At 71.0% G+C, this 19,767-nt stretch carries 15 protein-coding genes, 1 tRNA gene and 1 pseudogene; 7 read left to right on the forward strand and 10 right to left on the reverse strand.

Going from position 1 to position 19,767, the window contains the following annotated elements; translation table 11 throughout:
• Window positions 1–17 precede the first annotated feature (17 nt).
• Window positions 18–3,848, forward strand: a complete 3,831-nt coding sequence (gene cydD / locus ACZ5NH_RS16770) for a thiol reductant ABC exporter subunit CydD (RefSeq protein ID WP_468775888.1) — start codon at window positions 18–20, stop codon at window positions 3,846–3,848.
• A 46-nt stretch (window positions 3,849–3,894) separates the two neighbouring features.
• Here cydD and ACZ5NH_RS16775 read toward each other — a convergent pair whose 3' ends face one another.
• The 6 genes and pseudogenes from ACZ5NH_RS16775 to ACZ5NH_RS16800 form a co-directional block, all read right to left on the reverse strand.
• Complete coding sequence (locus ACZ5NH_RS16775) at window positions 3,895–4,785, reverse strand: HAD-IIB family hydrolase (RefSeq protein WP_468775890.1); 891 nt, start codon at window positions 4,783–4,785, stop codon at window positions 3,895–3,897.
• Between the two features lie 72 nt (window positions 4,786–4,857).
• Window positions 4,858–5,760: an LLM class flavin-dependent oxidoreductase gene (locus ACZ5NH_RS16780; protein ID WP_468775892.1), complete on the reverse strand. Its 903-nt coding sequence runs from the start codon at window positions 5,758–5,760 to the stop codon at window positions 4,858–4,860.
• Between the two features lie 167 nt (window positions 5,761–5,927).
• On the reverse strand, window positions 5,928–6,476 hold the full coding sequence (locus tag ACZ5NH_RS16785) for an RNA 2'-phosphotransferase (RefSeq protein ID WP_450986002.1): 549 nt from the start codon (window positions 6,474–6,476) through the stop codon (window positions 5,928–5,930).
• Window positions 6,477–6,627: 151 nt separating this feature from the next.
• Window positions 6,628–7,512, reverse strand: a pseudogene (locus ACZ5NH_RS16790) (MerR family transcriptional regulator); the annotation flags it as partial.
• A 163-nt stretch (window positions 7,513–7,675) separates the two neighbouring features.
• Window positions 7,676–9,427 carry an SDR family oxidoreductase gene (locus tag ACZ5NH_RS16795; RefSeq protein WP_468776194.1) on the reverse strand — a complete coding sequence of 584 codons (1,752 nt, stop codon included), beginning with the start codon at window positions 9,425–9,427 and terminating at the stop codon, window positions 7,676–7,678.
• Window positions 9,428–9,438: 11 nt separating this feature from the next.
• Window positions 9,439–10,281: a M24 family metallopeptidase gene (locus ACZ5NH_RS16800; RefSeq protein WP_468775894.1), complete on the reverse strand. Its 843-nt coding sequence runs from the start codon at window positions 10,279–10,281 to the stop codon at window positions 9,439–9,441.
• 267 nt (window positions 10,282–10,548) lie between these two features.
• Here ACZ5NH_RS16800 and ACZ5NH_RS16805 point away from each other — a divergent pair, with 267 nt between their 5' ends.
• From ACZ5NH_RS16805 to ACZ5NH_RS16830, 6 genes are all read left to right on the forward strand, one after another.
• Window positions 10,549–11,529, forward strand: coding sequence for an ABC transporter ATP-binding protein (locus ACZ5NH_RS16805; protein WP_450986043.1), 981 nt, complete (start codon window positions 10,549–10,551; stop codon window positions 11,527–11,529).
• On the forward strand, window positions 11,519–12,436 hold the full coding sequence (locus ACZ5NH_RS16810) for an ABC transporter permease subunit (RefSeq protein ID WP_468775896.1): 918 nt from the start codon (window positions 11,519–11,521) through the stop codon (window positions 12,434–12,436). Before ACZ5NH_RS16805 ends, ACZ5NH_RS16810 begins: the two co-directional genes overlap by 11 nt.
• Window positions 12,433–13,344, forward strand: coding sequence for an ABC transporter ATP-binding protein (locus ACZ5NH_RS16815; protein ID WP_451552783.1), 912 nt, complete (start codon window positions 12,433–12,435; stop codon window positions 13,342–13,344). The genes ACZ5NH_RS16810 and ACZ5NH_RS16815 overlap by 4 nt, the downstream gene beginning before the upstream one ends.
• Before the next feature lie 10 nt (window positions 13,345–13,354).
• Entirely contained in the window at window positions 13,355–14,074 is a 720-nt protein-coding gene (locus tag ACZ5NH_RS16820; protein ID WP_451552784.1) for an ABC transporter permease subunit, read from the forward strand.
• A 78-nt stretch (window positions 14,075–14,152) separates the two neighbouring features.
• Complete coding sequence (locus tag ACZ5NH_RS16825) at window positions 14,153–14,404, forward strand: SGM_3592 family protein (RefSeq protein WP_468775898.1); 252 nt, start codon at window positions 14,153–14,155, stop codon at window positions 14,402–14,404.
• A 238-nt stretch (window positions 14,405–14,642) separates the two neighbouring features.
• Window positions 14,643–14,747, forward strand: a tRNA-OTHER gene (locus ACZ5NH_RS16830).
• Between the two features lie 19 nt (window positions 14,748–14,766).
• On the opposite strand, the gene ACZ5NH_RS16835 is transcribed toward ACZ5NH_RS16830, so the two are convergent.
• The 4 genes from ACZ5NH_RS16835 to efeB form a co-directional block, all read right to left on the reverse strand.
• Window positions 14,767–15,567, reverse strand: a complete 801-nt coding sequence (locus ACZ5NH_RS16835) for an HAD family hydrolase (RefSeq protein WP_468775900.1) — start codon at window positions 15,565–15,567, stop codon at window positions 14,767–14,769.
• Entirely contained in the window at window positions 15,564–16,841 is a 1,278-nt protein-coding gene (gene serS, locus ACZ5NH_RS16840) for a serine--tRNA ligase (RefSeq protein WP_388622627.1), read from the reverse strand. Before serS ends, ACZ5NH_RS16835 begins: the two co-directional genes overlap by 4 nt.
• A gap of 595 nt (window positions 16,842–17,436) precedes the next feature.
• Window positions 17,437–18,372: a prephenate dehydratase gene (gene pheA, locus ACZ5NH_RS16845; protein WP_451552787.1), complete on the reverse strand. Its 936-nt coding sequence runs from the start codon at window positions 18,370–18,372 to the stop codon at window positions 17,437–17,439.
• Between the two features lie 108 nt (window positions 18,373–18,480).
• Window positions 18,481–19,764, reverse strand: a complete 1,284-nt coding sequence (gene efeB / locus ACZ5NH_RS16850; RefSeq protein WP_468775903.1) for an iron uptake transporter deferrochelatase/peroxidase subunit — start codon at window positions 19,762–19,764, stop codon at window positions 18,481–18,483.
• Between the last annotated feature and the right edge of the window lie 3 nt (window positions 19,765–19,767).

Below are 19,767 nucleotides of genomic sequence, written 5' to 3' on the forward strand. Positions count from 1 at the left end.
CGAAGGGCACGTTTCACGTGAAACCAATCGATCCACGTCTGCTGCGGTACGCCCGCGCCACGCGCTTCTTCCTCGTGGCGGTCGTCGGTCTGGGAGCCGTCGGTGCAGGGCTGGTCATCGGCCAGGCGATGCTCATCGCCGAGGTCGTCGTCGGTGCGTTCCAGCACGGGCAGTCAGCCGCTGAGCTGCGCACTCCCCTGCTGCTGTTGGCCGTCGTGGCCGTGGGCCGGTCGGTTGTCGCGTGGCTCACCGAACTCGCCGCCCACCGGGCGAGTGCGGCGGTGAAGTCCGAACTGCGGGGGCGGCTCCTCGACCGGGCGGCGGCGCTCGGTCCCGGGTGGCTGGCGGGGCAGCGCACCGGTTCGCTGGTCACGCTGGCCACGCGCGGGGTCGACGCCCTCGATGACTATTTCTCGCGCTATCTGCCGCAGTTGGGGCTCGCGGTGGTCGTACCGGTGGCGGTGCTGGCGCGGATCGTCACCGAGGATTGGGTGTCGGCGGCGATCATCGTCGGCACCCTGCCTCTCATCCCGCTGTTCATGATGTTGATCGGCTGGGCCACCCAGTCCCGGATGGACCGTCAGTGGCGGCTGCTGTCGCGGTTGTCCGGGCACTTCCTGGACGTGGTCGCCGGACTGCCCACACTGAAGGTGTTCGGCCGGGCCAAGGCGCAGGCCGAGTCCATCCGCCGGATCACTGGCGAGTACCGGCAGGCCACTATGCGGACCCTGCGAATCGCCTTCCTCTCCTCCTTCGCGCTGGAGTTGCTCTCCACGCTGTCGGTCGCCCTGGTCGCGGTGACGATCGGCATGCGGCTCGTGCACGGTGACATGGATCTGTACATCGGCCTGGTGATCCTCGTGCTGGCGCCCGAGGCGTACCTTCCGTTGCGGCAGGTCGGCGCGCAGTACCACGCGGCCGCAGAGGGGCTGGCTGCGGCGGAGGAGATCTTCAGCGTGCTGCAGACGCCGGTTCCGGCGTCCGGCACGGGTGCGGTCGCGTCTGGCGCCGTGGCCTTCGAGGGGGTCACTGTTCGCTACCCCGGTCGTTCGGCGGACGCCGTGACGGAGGTGTCGTTCAGCGTCGAGCCCGGTGAGACGGTCGCTTTGGTGGGGCCGAGCGGAGTGGGTAAGTCGACGCTGCTCAACGTACTGCTCGGGTTCGTCTCGCCCAGCGAGGGTCGAGTGCGGGTGGGGGGAGTCGATCTTGCTGACCTCGATCTGGAGGAGTGGCGGTCGCGGATCGCGTGGGTGCCGCAGCGGCCGCATCTGTATGCCGGGACCATCGCGGAGAACGTACGGCTGGCGCGGCCCGAGGCGGACGACCGAGCCGTACGGCAGGCGCTGCGGGATGCCGGTGCGCTGGAGTTCGTGGATGCGTTGCCTGACGGGGCAGAGACCGTACTCGGGGAGGACGGGGCCGGGCTGTCGGCGGGGCAGCGGCAGCGGCTGGCTCTTGCCCGCGCCTTTCTCGCCGACCGGCCCATGCTGTTGTTGGACGAGCCGACGGCCTCGCTGGACGGGGGGACGGAGGCGGAGGTCGTGGCGGCGGTACGGAAGCTTTCGGTGGGCCGAACGGTGCTGGTGGTGGTGCACCGGCCGGCCTTGCTGGAGGTTGCGGATCGGGTGGTGCGGCTGGAGAGCGGCGGGTTGTCGAGCGCGGGGCTGTTGAGCGCGGGGCTGTCGAGTGCCCGGAGCTGTGGCCGGCCAGCCAGGGGGCTCCGCCCCCTGGACTCCCGTCCTCGCCCACTCGCCACCCGACTCGGTGAGCTGGAAGGTGGCCCTTCGGTGTCCGGGCCCGGTGGCCTGGAGAGTGGTCCGTCGGTCTCCGGGCTCAGTGGGGTGGAGAGTGGACCCTCGCTGGCTGGGCTCGGTGGGCTGGATGGTGACCTGCAGGCCGGTCGCTTCGGTGGGCTGGATGGTGACCTGCAGGCAGGTCGCCTCGGTGGGCTGGAAGTGGGGCCGCAAGGTCCCGGGTTCGGCCAGCTGGATGGTGGCTCGCAGGACTTCGGGGTCGGTGAGCCGGAGCGGGATCGGCTGGGGCAGGTGGGGATTGGGCCGGCGGCGGTCCCGCGCGGGCAGGTGGCCTCGGCCCGGTCCGGGCGTGTGCTGGCGCGGGTTCGTGCGCTTGCCGGGCCGCGGCGGGGGCGGCTGATGTGGGCGGCGGTGCTCGGCAGCCTCGCGCTCGGTAGTGCCGTCGGGCTGATGGCGACCTCGGGATGGCTCATCTCGCGAGCGTCGCAGCAGCCTCCGGTGCTGTATCTGATGGTGGCGGTGACGGCCACGCGGGCCTTCGGGATCGGGCGGGCCGTGTTCCGGTACGCCGAGCGGCTGGTGTCGCATGACGCCGTGCTGCGGATGCTGGCCGACACCCGGGTCGCCGTGTACCGGCGCCTGGAGCGGCTCGCGCCTGCGGGGCTGCGGTCTGCCCGGCGCGGCGATCTGCTCACCCGGCTGGTCGCGGACGTCGACGAGCTGCAGGACTACTGGCTGCGCTGGTTGCTGCCCGCATCCGTCGCCGTCGTCGCCTCCGCCGCCTCCGTGGGCTTCACGGTCTGGCTGCTCCCCGAGGCCGGCGCCGCCCTCGCCGCGGGTCTCGTGGCGGCCGGCGTCGGTGTCCCGCTCGTCACCGCGACCGTGGCCCGGCGGACCGAGCGCCGGCTGGCCCCGGCCCGGGGCGCCCTCGCCACCCGCGTCACCGACGTGCTCACCGGCACCGCCGAGCTGACCGTCGCCGGGGCGCTGCCCGCCCGTACGGACGCGGCCCGGCGCGCCGACGGCACTCTCACCCGGATCGCCTCCCGTACCGCCGCCGTGACGGCGCTCGGCGATGGGCTCACCGCGCTGATCTCCGGCCTGACCGTCACGGCAGCCGCCCTGCTCGGCGCCCAGGCGGTGGCCGCGGGCCGGCTCGGCGGCGTGGCGATGGCCGTGGTCGTCCTCACTCCCCTGGCCGCCTTCGAGGCCGTACTGGGACTGCCGCTCGCCGTGCGCCACCGGCAGCGGGTGCGGCAGAGCGCGGAGCGTGTCCACGAGGTACTGGACGCTCCCGAGCCCGTGCGCGAACCCGAGCGGCCCCGGCAGGCGCCTGCCTCGCCGTTCCCGGTGGTGGTCAAGGGACTGGCCGCGCGGTACGAGGGGCAGCGGCGGGAGGCACTGGCCGGCTTCGATCTCACGCTGGAGGAGGGGCGGCGGATCGCGGTGGTCGGGGCGTCCGGTGCCGGGAAGACGACCCTCGCCCAGGTGCTGCTGCGCTTGCTCGACCCGATGGACGGCTCGTACACGCTCGCCGGTGTGGACGCGTACGCGTTGGCCGGTGACGACGTACGGCGGCTCGTCGGGCTGTGTGCGCAGGACGCGCATCTCTTCGACAGCTCGGTGCGCGAGAACCTGCTGCTGGCCAGGAAGGACGCCGACGAGGCCGATCTGCGCCGGGCGCTGGACCGGGCCCGGCTGCTGGACTGGGTGGACGGGCTGCCCGACGGTCTGGACACGCTGGTCGGCGAGCACGGGGCCCGGCTGTCCGGCGGTCAGCGGCAGCGGCTGGCGCTGGCGCGCGCCCTGCTGGCCGACTTCCCCGTCCTGGTCCTCGACGAGCCCGCCGAGCATCTGGACCTGCCGACGGCCGACGCGCTGACCGCGGATCTGCTGGCCGCCACCGAGGGCCGTACGACGCTGTTGATCACGCACCGACTGGCGGGGCTGGAGGCGGTGGACGAGGTGATCGTGCTCGACGCGGGCCGGGTGGTGCAGCGGGGAACCTACGCGGAGCTTCTCGCGGTGGACGGGCCGCTGCGGGCGCTCGCGCGGCGGGAGGCGGAGACGGAGTCACTGGTCGGGGCGCGGTGACCCGTGTGGCCGTATCCGCCCTACTGGCCGTGTTGAAGGGGGCGTTTCAGAAGCGGTCGGCGAGCAGTTGCTCGATCACCACGGCGACGCCGTCCTCGTTGTTGGCGACCGTTCGGCCCGACGCGGCGGCGACGACGTCCGGGTGGGCGTTGCCCATCGCGTACGACTGGCCGGCCCAGGTCAGCATCTCGACGTCGTTGGGCATGTCGCCGAAGGCGACGACCTCCTCGTGCGAGATACCGCGCTCGGCGCAGCACAGGGCGAGCGTGCTGGCCTTGGAGACGTCGGGGCCGCTCAGTTCCAGCAGGGCGCTGGGGCTGGAGCGGGTGACGTTGGCGCGGCCGCCGATCGCGAGCCGGGCGAGGGTGAGGAAGGCGTCCGGGTCGAGATCCGGGTGGTAGGCCAGGATCTTGAGCACGGGCTGGTCGGCGTCCGGGCCGTCGGGGGCGAGGAGGCGCTCGGCGGGCAGGAGGTTGTCCGGTGTCTCCATGTGCAGCTTGGGGTAGTCCGGCTCCTGGTGGAAGCCGTACGTCTGCTCCACCGCGAACACCGTGCCGGGCGCCGCCTCGCGCAGCAGCCGTACGGCGTCCAGGGCGTTGTGGCGCGCCAGTTCGCGCACCTTCACGAAGCGGTGGGTGCCGGGGCCGCCGTGCAGGTCGACCACGGCGGCGCCGTTGCCGCAGATCGCCAGGCCGTGACCGTGGACGTGGTCGCTGACGACGTCCATCCAGCGGGCCGGGCGGCCGGTGACGAAGAAGACCTCGACGCCCGCATCCTCGGCGGCGGCCAGCGCGGCCACGGTCCGCGGGGAGACCGACTTGTCGTCGCGCAGCAGGGTGCCGTCGAGGTCGGTGGCGATCAGCCGCGGCCGTACGGCGGCGGACGGGGTCCCGGGCTGTCTGGTCGTCGCTGAGGTCACCCCGTCATTCTCGCGCATATGCCCGCACGGCCGTGCGGAACTCCGCACAGATGAGACACAGATGACGCCCGGCCCTCGCCGCTGTACCGGTCAGTCCAGCTGGGCGGTGGCCTCCATGGCGATCTGCTCGAAGACCTTCTGGTCCGCGGCGAAGTCGGAGTCCGGGATGGGCCAGTGGATCACGATCTCGGTGAAGCCGAGTTCCCGGTGCCGGCCGGCGAAGTCCACGAAGGCGTCCAGGGACCGAAGCGGCCGGGCGCGGTCCGGGGTGAAGCCCGTGAGCAGGATCTTGTCCAAGCCGGCCACGTCCCGCCCGGCGTCCGCGCAGGCCTCGGACAGCTTGGCGAGCTGGCCGCGCAGGGCCTCGACGGACTCATCCGGGGTGCCGTTCTCGTACAGCTTCGGGTCGCCGGTGGTCACCCACGCCTGGCCGTGCCGCGCGGCGAGCTTGAGGCCGCGCGGGCCGGTGGCCGCCACCGCGAACGGCAGCCGGGGCCGCTGCACACAGCCCGGGATGTTCCGGGCCTCTTGCGCCGAGTAGAAGCGGCCCTCGTGCGACACCACGTCCTCGGTGAGGAGCCGGTCCAGCAGCGGCACGAACTCGGCGAACCGGTCGGCGCGCTCGCGCGGGCTCCACGGCTCCTGGCCCAGCGCCGTCGCGTCGAAGCCGGTGCCGCCGGCACCGATGCCGAGCGTGATCCGGCCGCCGGAGATGTCGTCGAGGGAGATCAGCTCCTTCGCGAGGGTCACCGGGTGCCGGAAGTTCGGCGAGGTCACCAGCGTGCCGAGGCGCAGCCGCTCGGTGGCGGAAGCGGCGGCGGTCAGCGTCGGGACCGCGCCGAACCACGGGCCGTCACGGAAGCTGCGCCAGGACAGATGGTCGTAGGTGTACGCGGTGTGGAAGCCGAGCTGCTCGGCCCGCACCCAGGCCGAACGGCCGCCCTCGCTCCAGCGGCGGTACGGCAGGATCACGGTGCTCAGACGCAGACTCATGCGTCCGAGAGTACGGGGACCCGCCGACAACGGACCAAACGGTCACCGTACGCGGCTGCTCAGCCACGGACTGGCGCATGGGCTCGGACTTGGGTCAATACCACGGATCATGACGGCGGGACGGTGCCCGTGTAGGCCGGGGGGCCGTCGACCGCGGGGTCGCACGTTCAGCGCGGGCCCGGAAAGCGCAGGTAGCGCGGGGGTACGGCCTTCGTCAGCCAGACGCCGTTGGCGCTGACGTGGAAGATGTGGCCGTCGCGGTGCATGGCTCCGGCGTCGACGGTGAGCACGACGGGGCGGCCGCGCCGGGCGCCGACCCGGGTGGCGGTCTCGCGGTCGGCGGAGAGGTGGACGTCGTGCCGGCTCATGGGCCTGAGCCCGTCCGCCCGGATCGCGTCCAGGTTGCCGGCGACGGTCCCGTGGTAGAGATACGGCGGCGGGGTCGACGGGGGCAGGCCGAGGTCGACCTCGATGCTGTGGCCCTGGCTGGCGCGGATCCGGCTGCCCTCGATCGCGAAGCGCTGTTTGTCGTTGGCGGCCACCACGTGGTCCAGTTCCTCGCGCGTGAACCGGAAGCCGTGGGCGGCGGCCGCGGCGATCAGGGTGTCGATCTCCACCCAGCCGCCCGGATCCAGGGTGAGCCCGATGCGCTCCGGTTGGTGGCGCAGGTGTTTGGAGAGGTACTTCGACACCTTCACGGTGCGTCTTTCGTCCATGTGTCCAGAGTGCGGGAGAGACATGGATCACGCAGGTTGTTTTCCTTCGCAGGTTTGGTCCACAACCAAGTAGCGTTATCCACAGGAGAGTTGACGGACCTGTGGACAAGGCGCGTGCCCATTGGGGTGATTCGCGAAGTTCCGTCCGGCACATAGGGCTTGAGGCGAGACGATCCAAGACGCGGGCCCCCACCTCGCGTTCGGCTGCCAGCGCGGTGAACTCGGAGACAGCTTCACGTCCAACAAGCCCTTCCACAGCGCCTATCGTCTCAGCGGGCAGTGCGACGGCACGGCTCCCGGAGGGGTCTTGCGCGGGTGGCCCCGCAACCACATGTGTGCGCAGATGCCGAGTGGCCAATGCGCGCATGGCACGGACAAGTTCGGCGTTCACCGTCCGCTGTGCCAGCGGGCGCAGCCGGGCGCCCCAGCGCTGCGGCTTCCGCCGCGTGCGTGTCCGTACGGTGGCCGGGGTCTTGCAGGTAACAGGCGAAGACGTGCTCGGTGGTGAACTCCAGGAAACGGGCGGCGATGTGCTCGACCTGCCCCCTCAACTCCCTTAGGTGACCGGCGATCGCGGAGGGCAATACACCTGCCGCGTGCAACTCGACCGCCACGGAGAGTCTCTTGGGGCTCGGCACGAGGAACGCGTCCGGGTCCCGTCGATCCGCTCCAGTACGCCGAGTTCGACCGCCTCGGTCACGGAGGCGGCGTCGGGTGTGCCGCCGAAGCGGGCGTCCAGTTCCGCGCGGGTGATGCGGTCGGGGCGCTCGTCCGTCCACGGCCCCTCCACCTCGGTGACCAGGCCGAGGACCCCGCTCAGGCCACGGCCGGTGTTCGAGGCGTCCAGCAGCTCCTTGATCGATGCCAGGGTGTAGCCCCGGTCGAGGAGGTGGGCGATCTGGTGGAGCCGGGTGATGTTCGCCTCGGAGTAGAGATTCGCGCGGCCCCGGCGTTCGGGGCGGGGGAGAAGGCCGCGGTCCTGGTAGGCGCGGATGGTTCTCACGGTGGTGCGGGTCCGGTGGGCCAAGCCCTCTATGCGATAGGCCTTCTGGGTGGAATGTCGGACACGTTGGGGTTCCCCGGCAGGTGACCGGGGTGGGGCTGCGGAAAGCCCCGAAGGGCACGGGGAGCGCGACCGGCCGGACCCGGACCGGCACCGGCACCGGCACCGGCGACGGTCCCGCACCCCTCGGCGGCTCTTACAACTTCGGTTCCACGCGCGCGAGTCGCCGCAGCGCCCCCGGCATGACGCGCGACAACAGATGCACGCCCCGTGCCTCCGGGGTCACCGGGACGACCGCCCGGTTGCGGGCAACGGCGTCCAGGATCGACTCGGCGACCTTCTCCGGCGGGTAGTTGCGCAGGCCGTACAGGCGGGCGGAGTTCTTCTGGCGGCGGCGCTCCTCCGCCTCGTCCACTCCGGCGAAGCGGGCCGTCGCGGTGATGTTCGTGTTGACGATGCCGGGGCAGATCGCGCTCACCCCGATGCCCTGCCCGGCGAGTTCGGCGCGCAGGCACTCGGAGAGCATCAGCACCGCCGCCTTGGAGGTGCTGTACGCGGGCAGGGCTCGCGAGGGCTGGAACGCGGCCGCCGAGGCGATGTTGACGATATGGCCGCCCTGGCCACGCTCGGCCATCCGTGCGCCGAAGAGCCGGCAGCCGTGGATCACACCCCAGAGATTGACGTCCAGGACCTTGCGCCAGTCCTCGGAGGTGGTGGCGAAGAACGAGCCCGACAGTCCGATGCCCGCGTTGTTGACCAGCACGTCCAGCACGCCGTACTCGCGGTGCACCTTCTCCGCGAGCTTCTCCATCGCCTGCTCGTCGGAGACGTCGGCCGTCTCCGCCCAGGCCTCGGGCGCGCCGATCAGCCGGGACAGCTCTGCGGTGCGGGCGGCGGACTCGGCGTCGCGGTCGACGGCCACCACGCGCGCGCCGGCCTCCGCGAACGCGAACGCCGTGGCCCGGCCGATGCCGCTGCCGGCCCCGGTGATCAGGACCAACTGGCCGCCGAACCGGTCGGCATGGCGGCCGGTGGCCTTCGGTTCGGGGCGGCCGCCGTCCACGGACACGATGAACTCCTCGATCCAGGAGGCGAGCTGATCGGGCCGGCTGCGCGGGACCCAGTGCTTGGCCGGGAGCGTACGGCGGGTCAGTCGGGGCACCCACCGCTCCAGGTCGTCGTACAGGCGCTCCGAGAGGAACGCGTCCTGCTGGGGCGTGATGAGCTGCACGGGCGCGTGCGCGTACGCGTCCGGGCGCGGCCTGAGCAGCCGGGCGCGGACGTTGTCCCGGTACAGCCAGGCGCCGTGTGCCGCGTCGGAGGGCAGCGAGGAGGTCGGATAGTCGCCGGAGGGGACCTTCTCCACCCGCTGGAGGATCTTCGGCCAGCGCTTGCCGAGCGGGCCGCGCCAGGCCAGTTCCGGCAGGGCCGGAGTGTGCAGCAGATACACGTACCAGGACTTGGCACCCTGGCCGAGGAGCTGGCCCAGCCGGCGGGGCGTCGGACGCTGCACGCGCGCGTTGATCCAGTGCCCGAAGTGGTCCAGGGACGGGCCGGAGATCGAGGTGAAGGAGGCGATACGGCCCTCGGTGCGGCCGACCGTGACGAACTCCCAGGACTGCACCGAACCCCAGTCGTGCCCGACCAGGTGCACCGGGCGGTCCGGGCTCACCGCGTCCACGACGGCCAGGAAGTCGTCGGTGAGCTTGGCCAGTGTGAAGCCGCCGCGCAGCGGCTTGGGCGCCGTCGAACGGCCGTGGCCCCGGACGTCGTACAGGACCACATGGAAGCGGTCGGCAAGGCGGACGGCGACTTCGGACCAGACCTCCTTGCTGTCCGGATAGCCGTGTACCAGCACCACCGTGGGCTGCTCCGGATCGCCCAGCTCGGCCACGCACAGCTCGACCCCGCCGGTCGCCACCCGGCGCTCCCGCGCGCCCTTCAGCATCACGTCCGCCGTCACTTCTCCTCCGCCCAGCGCCGCACGTGCGGCAGATCGTCGTCCAGCCAGAACGCGCTCTGCTCGGGGTCCCTCGAGTCGGTGACCACGAGGATCTCCTCGAACTTCGCACCCGTGCCCCGGAAGCCGAGGTGCGGTTCCACCGCCCACAGGCCCGGCTGCGGCGGATGGTCGGAGAAGCGGTACGGCGACCACAGCGGTGACCAGCCCTCGCGGTGGCCGTGCAGCGCGTCGGCGGCCAGACCCTTCAGGGACTGCGTGCCGAACCCGAACAGGTGGGGGGAGAAGCGGCGCTGTTTCACGCGGTCCACCTTGTGGGCGATCACGCCGAACGGGTACGCGCGATGCCGGTTGGCGTAACCCTGGCGGACCATGAGCCGGTCCACGTCCTCGTAGATCTCGCGCAGCGGCCGCCGCTCGCGCACCTCGCGCAGGATCAGCTCACGGTGCGCCTCCAGGTCGGCCATCAGCCGGTCCTGCACCGGATTGACGCCGAGCGAGCCCGAGTAGCCGATGTCCGCCGTGTATCCCTCGTACACCGGAGCCATGTCCAGGATGAACGGCATCCCGGGCGCCAGGGCGCGGTCGGTGGGGAAGAACTGCAGGGGTATGCGGAAGTTCACGAACGCCGTGCGGTCGCCGAACCAGGCGAAGGGCAGGTGGAACCAGTCCCGCACCCCGCGCTCGCGCAGCCACTCCCGCTGCATCCGCGCCGCCTCGCGCTCGGTCACGCCCGGCTCCAGCCGCGCCGCCACCGCCTCCGCGCACTCGTAGGCGAGGCGCTGCACCCGCCAGAACCCCCGCAAGTCCACCGGGAGTTCACTGCTCACTGCCGTCGTCATGCCGCCCCGTCCCGTCGCGTCGTCGACTTGTCCCGTCGATGCGCCGACTCGTCTGTGGACCGCCGTACTCGTCCGTAACTTGACACTGGTGAATGTGACAGTTGTTAGAGACAGCGTCAATAGGAGGGATGACGGGCTGTGGAGAACCCGGGGTAACCCTTAGGCGTGGCGTCCCCTAGGGCCCCGTAATACCTGGGTCTGACGCCAATACGGCTCTGAGGTCTGACGACCGGCGTGGCCTGAATCACTACCGTCGTAGCTGTGACTGTGATCGCGACCGAAAGCCTGAGCAAGCGGTTCCCCCGGGTGACCGCGCTCGACCGGCTGTCCGTGGACATCGGGCCCGGTGTGACCGGACTCGTCGGAGCCAACGGCGCCGGCAAGTCCACCCTGATCAAGATCCTGCTGGGTCTGTCCCCCGCCACGGAGGGCCGCGCCGAGGTGCTCGGCCTCGACGTCGCCTCCAAGGGCGGAGCCATCCGCGAGCGCGTCGGCTATATGCCGGAGCACGACTGCCTGCCGCCCGACGTCTCGGCCACCGAGTTCGTCGTCCACATGGCGCGCATGTCCGGCCTGCCGCCCACCGCCGCCCGCGAGCGCACCGCGGACACCCTGCGCCATGTGGGTCTGTACGAGGAGCGCTACCGCCCCATCGGCGGTTACTCGACCGGCATGAAGCAGCGGGTCAAGCTCGCCCAGGCACTGGTGCACGACCCGAAGCTGGTGTTCCTGGACGAGCCGACCAACGGCCTCGACCCGGTCGGCCGGGACGAGATGCTCGGCCTGATCCGGCGCATCCACACCGAGTTCGGCATATCGGTCCTGGTCACCTCCCACCTCCTCGGCGAGTTGGAGCGCACCTGCGACCACGTCGTCGTCATCGACGGCGGCAAGCTCCTGCGCTCCAGCTCCACGACCGACTTCACCCAGACCACGACCACGCTCGCGATCGAGGTCACCGACAGCGACACGCACCCCGACGGCACCCGCGCGGTCCGCGACGAGCTCCACGCGCGCGGGGTGGAGACCGAGAACGAGGGCGCCGGACTGCCCGGCGCCGGACACATCCTGCTGCTGACCGCCCAGGGCGAGGAGACGTACGACCTGGTCCGGGACGTCGTCGCCGACCTCGGCCTCGGCCTGGTCCGCATGGAGCAGCGCCGGCACCACATCTCCGAGGTGTTCACCAGCAGCGCCGAACACAGCGGCGACGACCAGCGGAAGGAGGCCGTCGGCCATGGCGGTTGAGCACCCCGTGCAGCCCCTGACCTCACCCGCGGGTGACCAGACCCGCATCCACGACATCGGCTACCGCGGCTACGACGGCCCCCGGCTCGGCCGTGGCTACGCCCGCCGCTCCCTGTACGCACAGTCCCTGCGCGGCGCCTACGGCCTCGGCCGCTCGGCCAAGACCAAGGTGCTGCCGATGCTGCTGTTCGCCGTGATGTGTGTGCCCGCGGCCATCATGGTGGCCGTCGCGGTCTTCACCAAGGCGCACGAACTGCCGGTGGCCTACACCCGCTACGCGATCATGCTGCAGGCCGTGATCAGCCTGTACGTCGCCGCGCAGGCACCCCAGGCCGTCTCCCGCGACCTGCGCTTCAAGACCGTACCGCTGTACTTCTCGCGGCCCATCGAGACCGCCGACTACGTACGCGCCAAGTTCGCCGCGCTCGCCTCGGCGGTCTTCATCCTGACCGCCGCTCCCCTGCTCGTGATGTACGTGGGCGCGCTGCTGGCCAAACTGGGCTTCGCCCACCAGACGAAGGAATTCGCCGAGGGACTGGTCTCCGTGGCCCTGCTCTCCCTGCTCTTCGCCGGCATCGGCCTGGTCATCGCCGCCGTCACCCCGCGCCGCGGCTTCGGCATCGCCGCCGTGATCGCCGTACTGATCATCTCCTACGGCGCGGTCTCCACGCTCCAGGCCATCGCCGATGTGCAGAACCACACCTCCGCCATCCCCTGGATCGGCCTGTTCTCGCCCATCACCCTCATCGACGGCGTCCAGTCGGCCTTCCTGGGCGCGACCGCCCGCAACCCCGGAGCGGTCAGCCCCTCGACCGGGCAGGGCATGGTCTACGTCCTGGTCTTGCTCGCCCTGATCGCCGGCAGCTACGGCCTGCTGATGCGCCGCTACAAGAAGGTGGGACTGTGACCACGCTCAGCATCGACCACGTCTCGCGTTGGTTCGGCAACGTGGTCGCCGTCAACGACATCACCATGACCATCGGCCCCGGCGTCACCGGCCTGCTCGGACCCAACGGCGCCGGAAAGTCCACCCTGATCAACATGATGGGCGGTTTCCTCGCCCCCTCCACCGGCACGGTCACCCTCGACGGACAGCCGGTGTGGCGCAACGAGCAGATCTACCGGCACATCGGCATCGTCCCCGAGCGCGAGGCGATGTACGACTTCCTCACCGGCCGTGAATTCGTGGTCGCCAACGCCGAGTTGCACGGTCTCGGCCCCAAGGCCGCCCAACGCGCCCTCGCAACGGTCGAGATGGAGTACGCGCAGGACCGGCGGATCTCCACGTACTCCAAGGGCATGCGGCAGCGCGTGAAGATGGCCAGCGCGCTGGTCCACGAGCCGTCGCTGCTCCTGCTGGACGAGCCGTTCAACGGCATGGACCCGCGCCAGCGCATGCAACTGATGGACCTTCTGCGGAAGATGGGTGACGAGGGCCGCACGGTGCTGTTCTCCTCGCACATCCTCGAAGAGGTCGAACAGCTCGCCCGGCACATCGAGGTCGTCGTCGCCGGCAGGCACGCGGCCAGCGGCGACTTCCGCAAGATCCGCCGGCTGATGACCGACCGCCCGCACCGCTACCTGGTCCGTTCCAGCGACGACCGCGCCCTCGCGGCCGCGCTGATCGCCGACCCCTCGACGGCCGGCATCGAGGTCGACCTGACCGAGGGCGCGCTGCGCGTCCAGGCCGTCGACTTCGGCCGCTTCACCGCCCTGCTGCCGCGCGTCGCCCGGGACCACGGCATCCGGCTGCTCACGGTCTCGCCGTCCGACGAGTCCCTGGAGTCAGTCTTCTCGTATCTGGTCGCGGCGTAGGAGGCCGAAGATGTATGACCCCACCGTCGCCCGGCTCACCTACCGGGCCCTGCTCGGCCGCCGCCGGGCCCTCATCCTCGGCGCGCTGCCGCTGCTGCTGATCGTCATCTCCGTGGCCGTACGCGGCCTGACCGGAGCCGACGACCAGACCGCCTCCGACGTGCTCGGCGGCTTCGCGATCGCCACGATGGTGCCGATCATCGGCGTCATCGCGGGCACCGGCGCGATCGGACCGGAGATCGACGACGGCTCCGTCGTCTATCTGCTGTCCAAGCCGCTGAAACGGCCCACGATCATCTTCACCAAGCTGATCGTCGCCATCGCCGTGACCATGGTCTTCTCGGCGGTCCCGACCCTGATCGCGGGCCTGATCCTCAACGGCAACGGCCAGCAGGTCGCCGTCGCCTACACGGTCGCCGCGCTGGTCTCCTCCATCGCCTACTCGGCGCTGTTCCTGCTGCTCGGCACGGTCTCCCGGCACGCGGTGGTCTTCGGGCTCGTCTACGCGCTGGTCTGGGAGGCGCTGTTCGGCTCGCTGGTGCCCGGCGCGCGCACGCTCAGCGTCCAGCAGTGGTCGCTGGCCGTCGCCCACAAGGTCGCCGGCGGTGACCTGGTGACCTCGCAGGTGGGCCTGCCGACGGCCACGGTGCTGCTGGTGGCGGTGACCGTGCTGGCCACCTGGTACGCCGGGCAGAAGCTGCGAACGCTGAAGCTGGCGGGCGAGGAGTAGGCCTCCGGCGGCTTGACGGGGACCTCACACCGATCCGGGCACACTGGACAAAGCGCATGTATGACTGGGAGGCCGTCGATGACAGAGGAGATACCGGGAAACGACGGGCACGCGCGCTCCGAGGGCGACGTCTGGGACGGCTTGGACGAACTGGTCCTGGACGAGGCCTTCATACGGAGCGCCGAGACCTCCGAGCCGTCCGCGCGGGCCCGGATGCTCGCCGCCCGCTGGCGGGCCGAGGGGCCGCAGCCGCAGCCCTGGCGCTCGGACGAGCCGCCGACGGGCTGGTTCTTCAGCAAGGCGCGCAGGCGCAGGTGGCGCCGCCGGTAATTCAGTGGCGTTCAACCCGGCGGCGGGGCAGAGTGGTTGTGCCCCATCCGCCGGGATCGTCCCGGCTCCACGATCTGGGAGAGGAGCTGGGCGATGTCCATGCACGGCAGTACGCCCCGCTCCCGACAGGGCAGCCCGAGGCCGGCTCCGGTGTAGTTACCCCACCGAGGAGCCCGAGGGGCAGCCCGGGGCGGCCGCTTCGAGCACGCGATGTCGCTCTCGCGTGGGCCGCCCACCCGGAGGATTGGCCGAGTGGTAAGGCACCGGTTTGCACTGTGTTTGATCAAAAGCAGCCGTGGTCGGGCCTGGAAAGCCCGCGCACGTTCGATTCGTGCATCCTCCGCAGAAGAAGCTGAAAAGGCTCAGCTCAGCAACCGCTCCAGCACCACCGCGATCCCGTCCTCCTCGTTGGAGGAGGTCACCTCGTCGGCCACCGCGCGCAGCTCCTCGTGGGCGTTGGCCATGGCCACGCCCCGGGAGGCCCAGGCGAACATCGGGATGTCGTTGGGCATGTCGCCGAAGGCGATGGTGTCCGCGGCCTTCAGGCCGAGACGGCGGGCGGCGAGAGACAGCCCCGTGGCCTTGGACAGGCCCAGCGGAAGGAGTTCCACGATGCCCGTGCCCGCCAAGGCCACGGTGACGAAGCCGCCGGCGGCCTGCCGGGCGGCCTCCGCCAGCTCGTCGTCGCCCATCGTCGGATGCTGGATGTAGATCTTGGTCAGCGGAGCCGTCCAGAGGTCGGACGCGTCCGTGAAGGGAGTGGCGGGGAGGGTGCCCGTGACGGCGTAGCCCGGGCCGACCAGTACCTCGCCGTCGAGGCCGTCGCGGCTGGCCGCCAGGTACAGCGGGCCCACCTCGGACTCGATCTTCGCCAGGGCCACGCCCGCCAGCTGCCGGTCCAGGGTCACCGACGTCAGCAGGCGGTGCGCCCCGGCGTCGTAGACCTGCGCGCCCTGGCCGCAGACGGCGAGGCCCTCGTAGCCGAGGTCGTCCAGGATGTGGCGGGTCCACGGGACCCCGCGGCCGGTGACGACGATGTGGGCCGCGCCCGCCGCGGCGGCCGCGGCGAGCGCGTCTCGGGTGCGCTGTGAGACCGACTCGTCGGAGCGCAGGAGCGTTCCGTCGAGGTCGGTCGCGATCAATCGGTAGGGAAATCCGGTCACTTGGCGACCGGCTCCAGGACCTCCCGGCCGCCCAGGTACGGGCGCAGCACCTCGGGGACGCGGACGGAGCCGTCGGCCTGCTGGTGGTTCTCCAGGATCGCCACGATCGTGCGCGGTACCGCGCACAGCGTGCCGTTCAGGGTGGCGAGCGGCTTGACCTGCTTGCCGTCGCGGACGCGGATCGACAGGCGGCGGGACTGGAACTCGGTGCAGTCCGAGGTCGAGGTCAGCTCGCGGTACTTGCCCTGGGTCGGGATCCACGCCTCGCAGTCGAACTTGCGGGCGGCCGAGGCGCCGAGGTCACCGGAGGCGACGTCGATGACGCGGAACGGCAGCTCCAGCGAGGTCAGCCACTGCTTCTCCCACTCCAGCAGCCGCTGGTGCTCGGCCTGGGAGTCCTCGGGCGCGACGTAGGAGAACATCTCGACCTTGTCGAACTGGTGCACACGGAAGATGCCCCGCGTGTCCTTGCCGTGCGAGCCGGCCTCGCGGCGGAAGCAGGGCGAGAAGCCGGCGTACCGCAGCGGCAGCTTGTCGGCGTCGAGGATCTCGTCCATGTGGTAGGCCGCCAGCGGCACCTCGGAGGTGCCGACCAGGTACAGGTCGTCCTTGTCGAGGTGGTAGACGTCCTGGGCCGCCTGGCCGAGGAAGCCGGTGCCCGCCATGGACTGCGGGCGGACCAGCGCCGGGGTCAGCATCGGGGTGAAGCCGGCCGCGGTGGCCTGGGCCATCGCCGCGTTCACCAGGGCCAGCTCCAGCAGGGCGCCGACGCCGGTGAGGAAGTAGAAGCGGGAGCCGGAGACCTTGGCGCCGCGCTCGACGTCGATGGCGCCGAGCAGCTGGCCGAGCTCCAGGTGGTCCTTGGGCTCGAAGCCCTCGGCGCCGAAGTCACGGATCGTGCCGTGCGTCTCCAGCGTGGCGAAGTCCTCCTCGCCGCCGACGGGGACGTCGGGGTGGACGAGGTTGCCGAGCTGGAGCAGCAGTTCCTGGGTCTCGGCGTCGGCCGCGTCGCGCTCGGCGTCGGCGGCCTTCACGTCGGCGGCGAGCTGGCTCGCCCGCTTCAGCAGCTCGGCCTTCTCGTCGCCGGTGGCCTTGGGGATGAGCTTGCCGAGCTGCTTCTGCTCGGCACGCAGCTCGTCGAAGCGGACGCCGGAGGACCTGCGCCGCTCGTCGGCAGACAGGAGGGAGTCGACGAGCGCGACGTCCTCTCCACGGGCGCGCTGGGACGCGCGCACACGGTCGGGGTCCTCACGGAGCAGGCGAAGGTCAATCACGAGGCCAAGGCTACCGGTGCGGGCTTGCCGTTCACGAATCCCTATTCCCTGGTGCTCCGATTCGCCCCCGTTTGTCGCTTACGTTCCGCTATGTGCAAATTGCGGAACGTGTCGGAACGTACCGAAACAGTCGTCGGAACCTGTCAAGGAAAAGTGTCTCACTCCCTGGGACGGGGCAGCGTCCCGGCGCCGGGTTGACCGGATTTCCTTGTGGAGAACGGCACTTCGTGAGCCCGCTGTCCACAGCGATCCACACCCCTCCGCGGAGTTATCCACAGGCTGTGTGGAAGGTCTGTGGATTTCGGAATTGATCATTCCGGAACATCGTGGCGGACGGGAGAATTCCCAGGACAAACACGGTTCACACCCACTTTTGAGTGGAAAGGGGTCGCTCCAAAAGATGAATCAACGGAAACGAGTGGACGAAGGGTGAGGTGCGGGATAGTGGCCGCATCGGGGGCACGAGGGACGATTTGTCGACCGACTCACACGCCCTTGTCGACTTGTCCCCAGGTCGAGAAGCGGACCTGTGGATAACTTCTGTGGATAACGAAGATACGCAGGTAGTACTGGCCGGAAGCAGTCTACGGCCGCCTCAGAACCGGCCGTCCTGGCAGCGCGCCACCCAGTCCGCCGCCGCCATGAACTCCTCGTCCGAGGTCCCCTGCCGGGTCGCAGGAGCCTCGGCCGGCCCGATGTCCGCACGCGGATAGGAGCCGAGGAAGCGCACCTGCAGACAGATCCGCTTCAGGCCCATCAGCGCCTCCGCCATCCGCCGGTCGGAGATATGGCCCTCGGCGTCGACGCAGAAGCAGTAGTTGCCGATGCCGGCGCCGGTCGGCCGGGACTGCAGCAGCATGAGGTTGATGCCGCGCGAGGCGAACTCACCGAGCAGGTCGCGGAGCGCACCGGGGTGGTCGTCGCGCTGCCACAGCACCACCGAGGTCTTGTCGGCACCGGTCGGCGCGGCGGGCCGGGCCGGCCGGCCGACCAGCACGAACCGGGTCTGCGCGGTCTCCGGGAAGTCGTGGATCCCGGTCTCCAGGGCCTCGAGGCCGTACCGCGAGGCGGCGAACTCGCCCGCGAAGGCGGCGTCGTAGCGGCCCTCCTGGACCAGGCGGGCGGCGTCCGCGTTGGAGGCGGCCGACTCCCAGTGCGCGTCCGGGAGGTGCTTGCGCATCCAGTTGCGCACCTGGGGCTGGGCCGCCGGGTGGGCGGAGACCGTCTTGATGTCCGTGAGCGCGGTGCCGGGCCGGACCAGCAGCGCGAAGGTGATCGACAGCAGCACCTCGCGGTAGATCGTCAGCGGTTCGCCCGCGACCAGCTCGTCCAGGGTGGTGGTGATGCCGCCCTCGACGGAGTTCTCGATCGGCACGAACGCGGCCTCGGCTTCGCCGGCCCGCACCGCGTCCAGCGCGGACTGCACCGACACATACGGGACGAGCTCCCGGGTGGCCGACTCCGGGAGCGTCCGGAGGGCCACTTCGGTGAAGGTGCCCTCGGGGCCGAGATACGCATAGCTCGCTGGCATGTCCTCACCCTAATGGCCGTTCGGGAGCCCGTCGTATGCGTCTCAGGAATGCCACTCGACCGAGTGGTTTGAAACTGGGAAATCCACGAAAGGGCTGGTTCCTGCTGATCAGGCCTCCAGCAGTCGCTGCCCCACGTACTCCCCCTCCGCCGCCCCACCCGGCACCGCGAACAGTCCGCTCGCCTCGTGCCGGATGAACTGCGACAACGCGTCGCCGCGGTCGAGCTTGCGCTGCACCGGGACGAAGCCACGCAGCGGGTCGGCCTGCCAGCAGACGAAGAGCAGACCGGCGTCGGGCGTGCCGTCCGCGTCGAAGCCGTCGTGGTAGGAGAAGGGGCGCCGCAGCATGGCCGCACCGCCGTTCTTGTCGGGCCGGGTGATCCGGGCGTGGGCGTTGAGGGGGACGACGTACTCGCCCTTGGCGTCGGTCTTCTCCAGGTCCATCGGGGTCGTCTCGTCGCCTCCGGACAGCGGCGCCCCGTTGGACTTCCGGCGGCCGATGACCGCCTCCTGGGCCGGTACCGACAGCTTCTCCCAGTCGTCGAGGAGCATGCGGATGCGGCGTACGACGGCATAGGAACCGTTCGCCATCCAGGCCGGCTCGCCCGAGGCGGGCACGAAGATCCGCCGGTCGAAGTCGGGGTCGTCCGGCTTCGGATTGCGGGTGCCGTCCAGCTGACCCATGAGGTTGCGGGCGGTCATGGGGTGCGCGGTGGCGCCCGGGGTGCGGTTGAAGCCGTTCATCTGCCAGCGCAGGCGGGCCGCGCCGCCCGCGTCCTTCTGGATCGCGCGCAGGGCGTGGAAGGCGACCAGGGCGTCGTTCGCGCCGATCTGCACCCACAGGTCGCCGTCGCTGCGCGTCTTGTCGAGGTGGTCGGAGGAGAAGTCCGGCAGCGGGTCCAGTGCGCTCGGCCGCTCCTTGTCCAGACCGGTCCTGCCGAAGAAGGAGTGCCCGAAGCCGAAGGTGAGCGTCAGCGAGCAGGGCCCGGCGTCGCGGGCCACATCGGTGTCGTCGTGCGGCGCGGCCTCGCCCGCCATCAGCCGCTCGGCCGTCGTCGACCAGCGGCGCAGCAGGGCCGCGGCCTCCTTGCGCCCGGCGCCCGCCGCCAGATCGAAGGCGACGAGATGACCGCGCGCCTGGAGCCCCTCGGTGATGCCGGGCTGATGTTTCCCGTGAAACATCGCCCGGTCGGAGCCCACCGAGGTCAGTGGGGTGGCCGGGGCGGGCGCGGCGGCATAGCCCGCGGCCCCTCCGGCCGCGCCGAGCACGAGCCCGGTGGCGCCGGCGGTGCCGAGCAGGGCGCGCCGGGAGATGCCGTGGCTGCCCGCGGACTCGGCCGGCTCGGACACCTCGGCGGCGGTACGGGCCTGAGGGATGGACTGGTCGGGCATGGT

The sequence above is a fragment of the Streptomyces sp. NPDC031426 genome, assembly GCF_055581585.1.

What these genes read in the sequence shown, in the direction of transcription:
- ACZ5NH_RS16795 (WP_468776194.1), bottom strand. Translation starts at nt 9,427, where the DNA reads ATGCTGAAGGGCGCGCGGGAGCGCCGGGTGGCGACCGGCGGGGTCGAG.
- ACZ5NH_RS16780 (WP_468775892.1), bottom strand. Translation starts at nt 5,760, where the DNA reads ATGAGTCTGCGTCTGAGCACCGTGATCCTGCCGTACCGCCGCTGGAGC.
- ACZ5NH_RS16820 (WP_451552784.1), top strand. Translation starts at nt 13,355, where the DNA reads ATGTATGACCCCACCGTCGCCCGGCTCACCTACCGGGCCCTGCTCGGC.
- ACZ5NH_RS16810 (WP_468775896.1), top strand. Translation starts at nt 11,519, where the DNA reads ATGGCGGTTGAGCACCCCGTGCAGCCCCTGACCTCACCCGCGGGTGAC.
- efeB (WP_468775903.1), bottom strand. Translation starts at nt 19,764, where the DNA reads ATGCCCGACCAGTCCATCCCTCAGGCCCGTACCGCCGCCGAGGTGTCC.
- ACZ5NH_RS16825 (WP_468775898.1), top strand. Translation starts at nt 14,153, where the DNA reads ATGACAGAGGAGATACCGGGAAACGACGGGCACGCGCGCTCCGAGGGC.
- ACZ5NH_RS16800 (WP_468775894.1), bottom strand. Translation starts at nt 10,281, where the DNA reads ATGACGACGGCAGTGAGCAGTGAACTCCCGGTGGACTTGCGGGGGTTC.
- ACZ5NH_RS16775 (WP_468775890.1), bottom strand. Translation starts at nt 4,785, where the DNA reads ATGCGCGAGAATGACGGGGTGACCTCAGCGACGACCAGACAGCCCGGG.
- pheA (WP_451552787.1), bottom strand. Translation starts at nt 18,372, where the DNA reads ATGCCAGCGAGCTATGCGTATCTCGGCCCCGAGGGCACCTTCACCGAA.
- ACZ5NH_RS16785 (WP_450986002.1), bottom strand. Translation starts at nt 6,476, where the DNA reads ATGGACGAAAGACGCACCGTGAAGGTGTCGAAGTACCTCTCCAAACAC.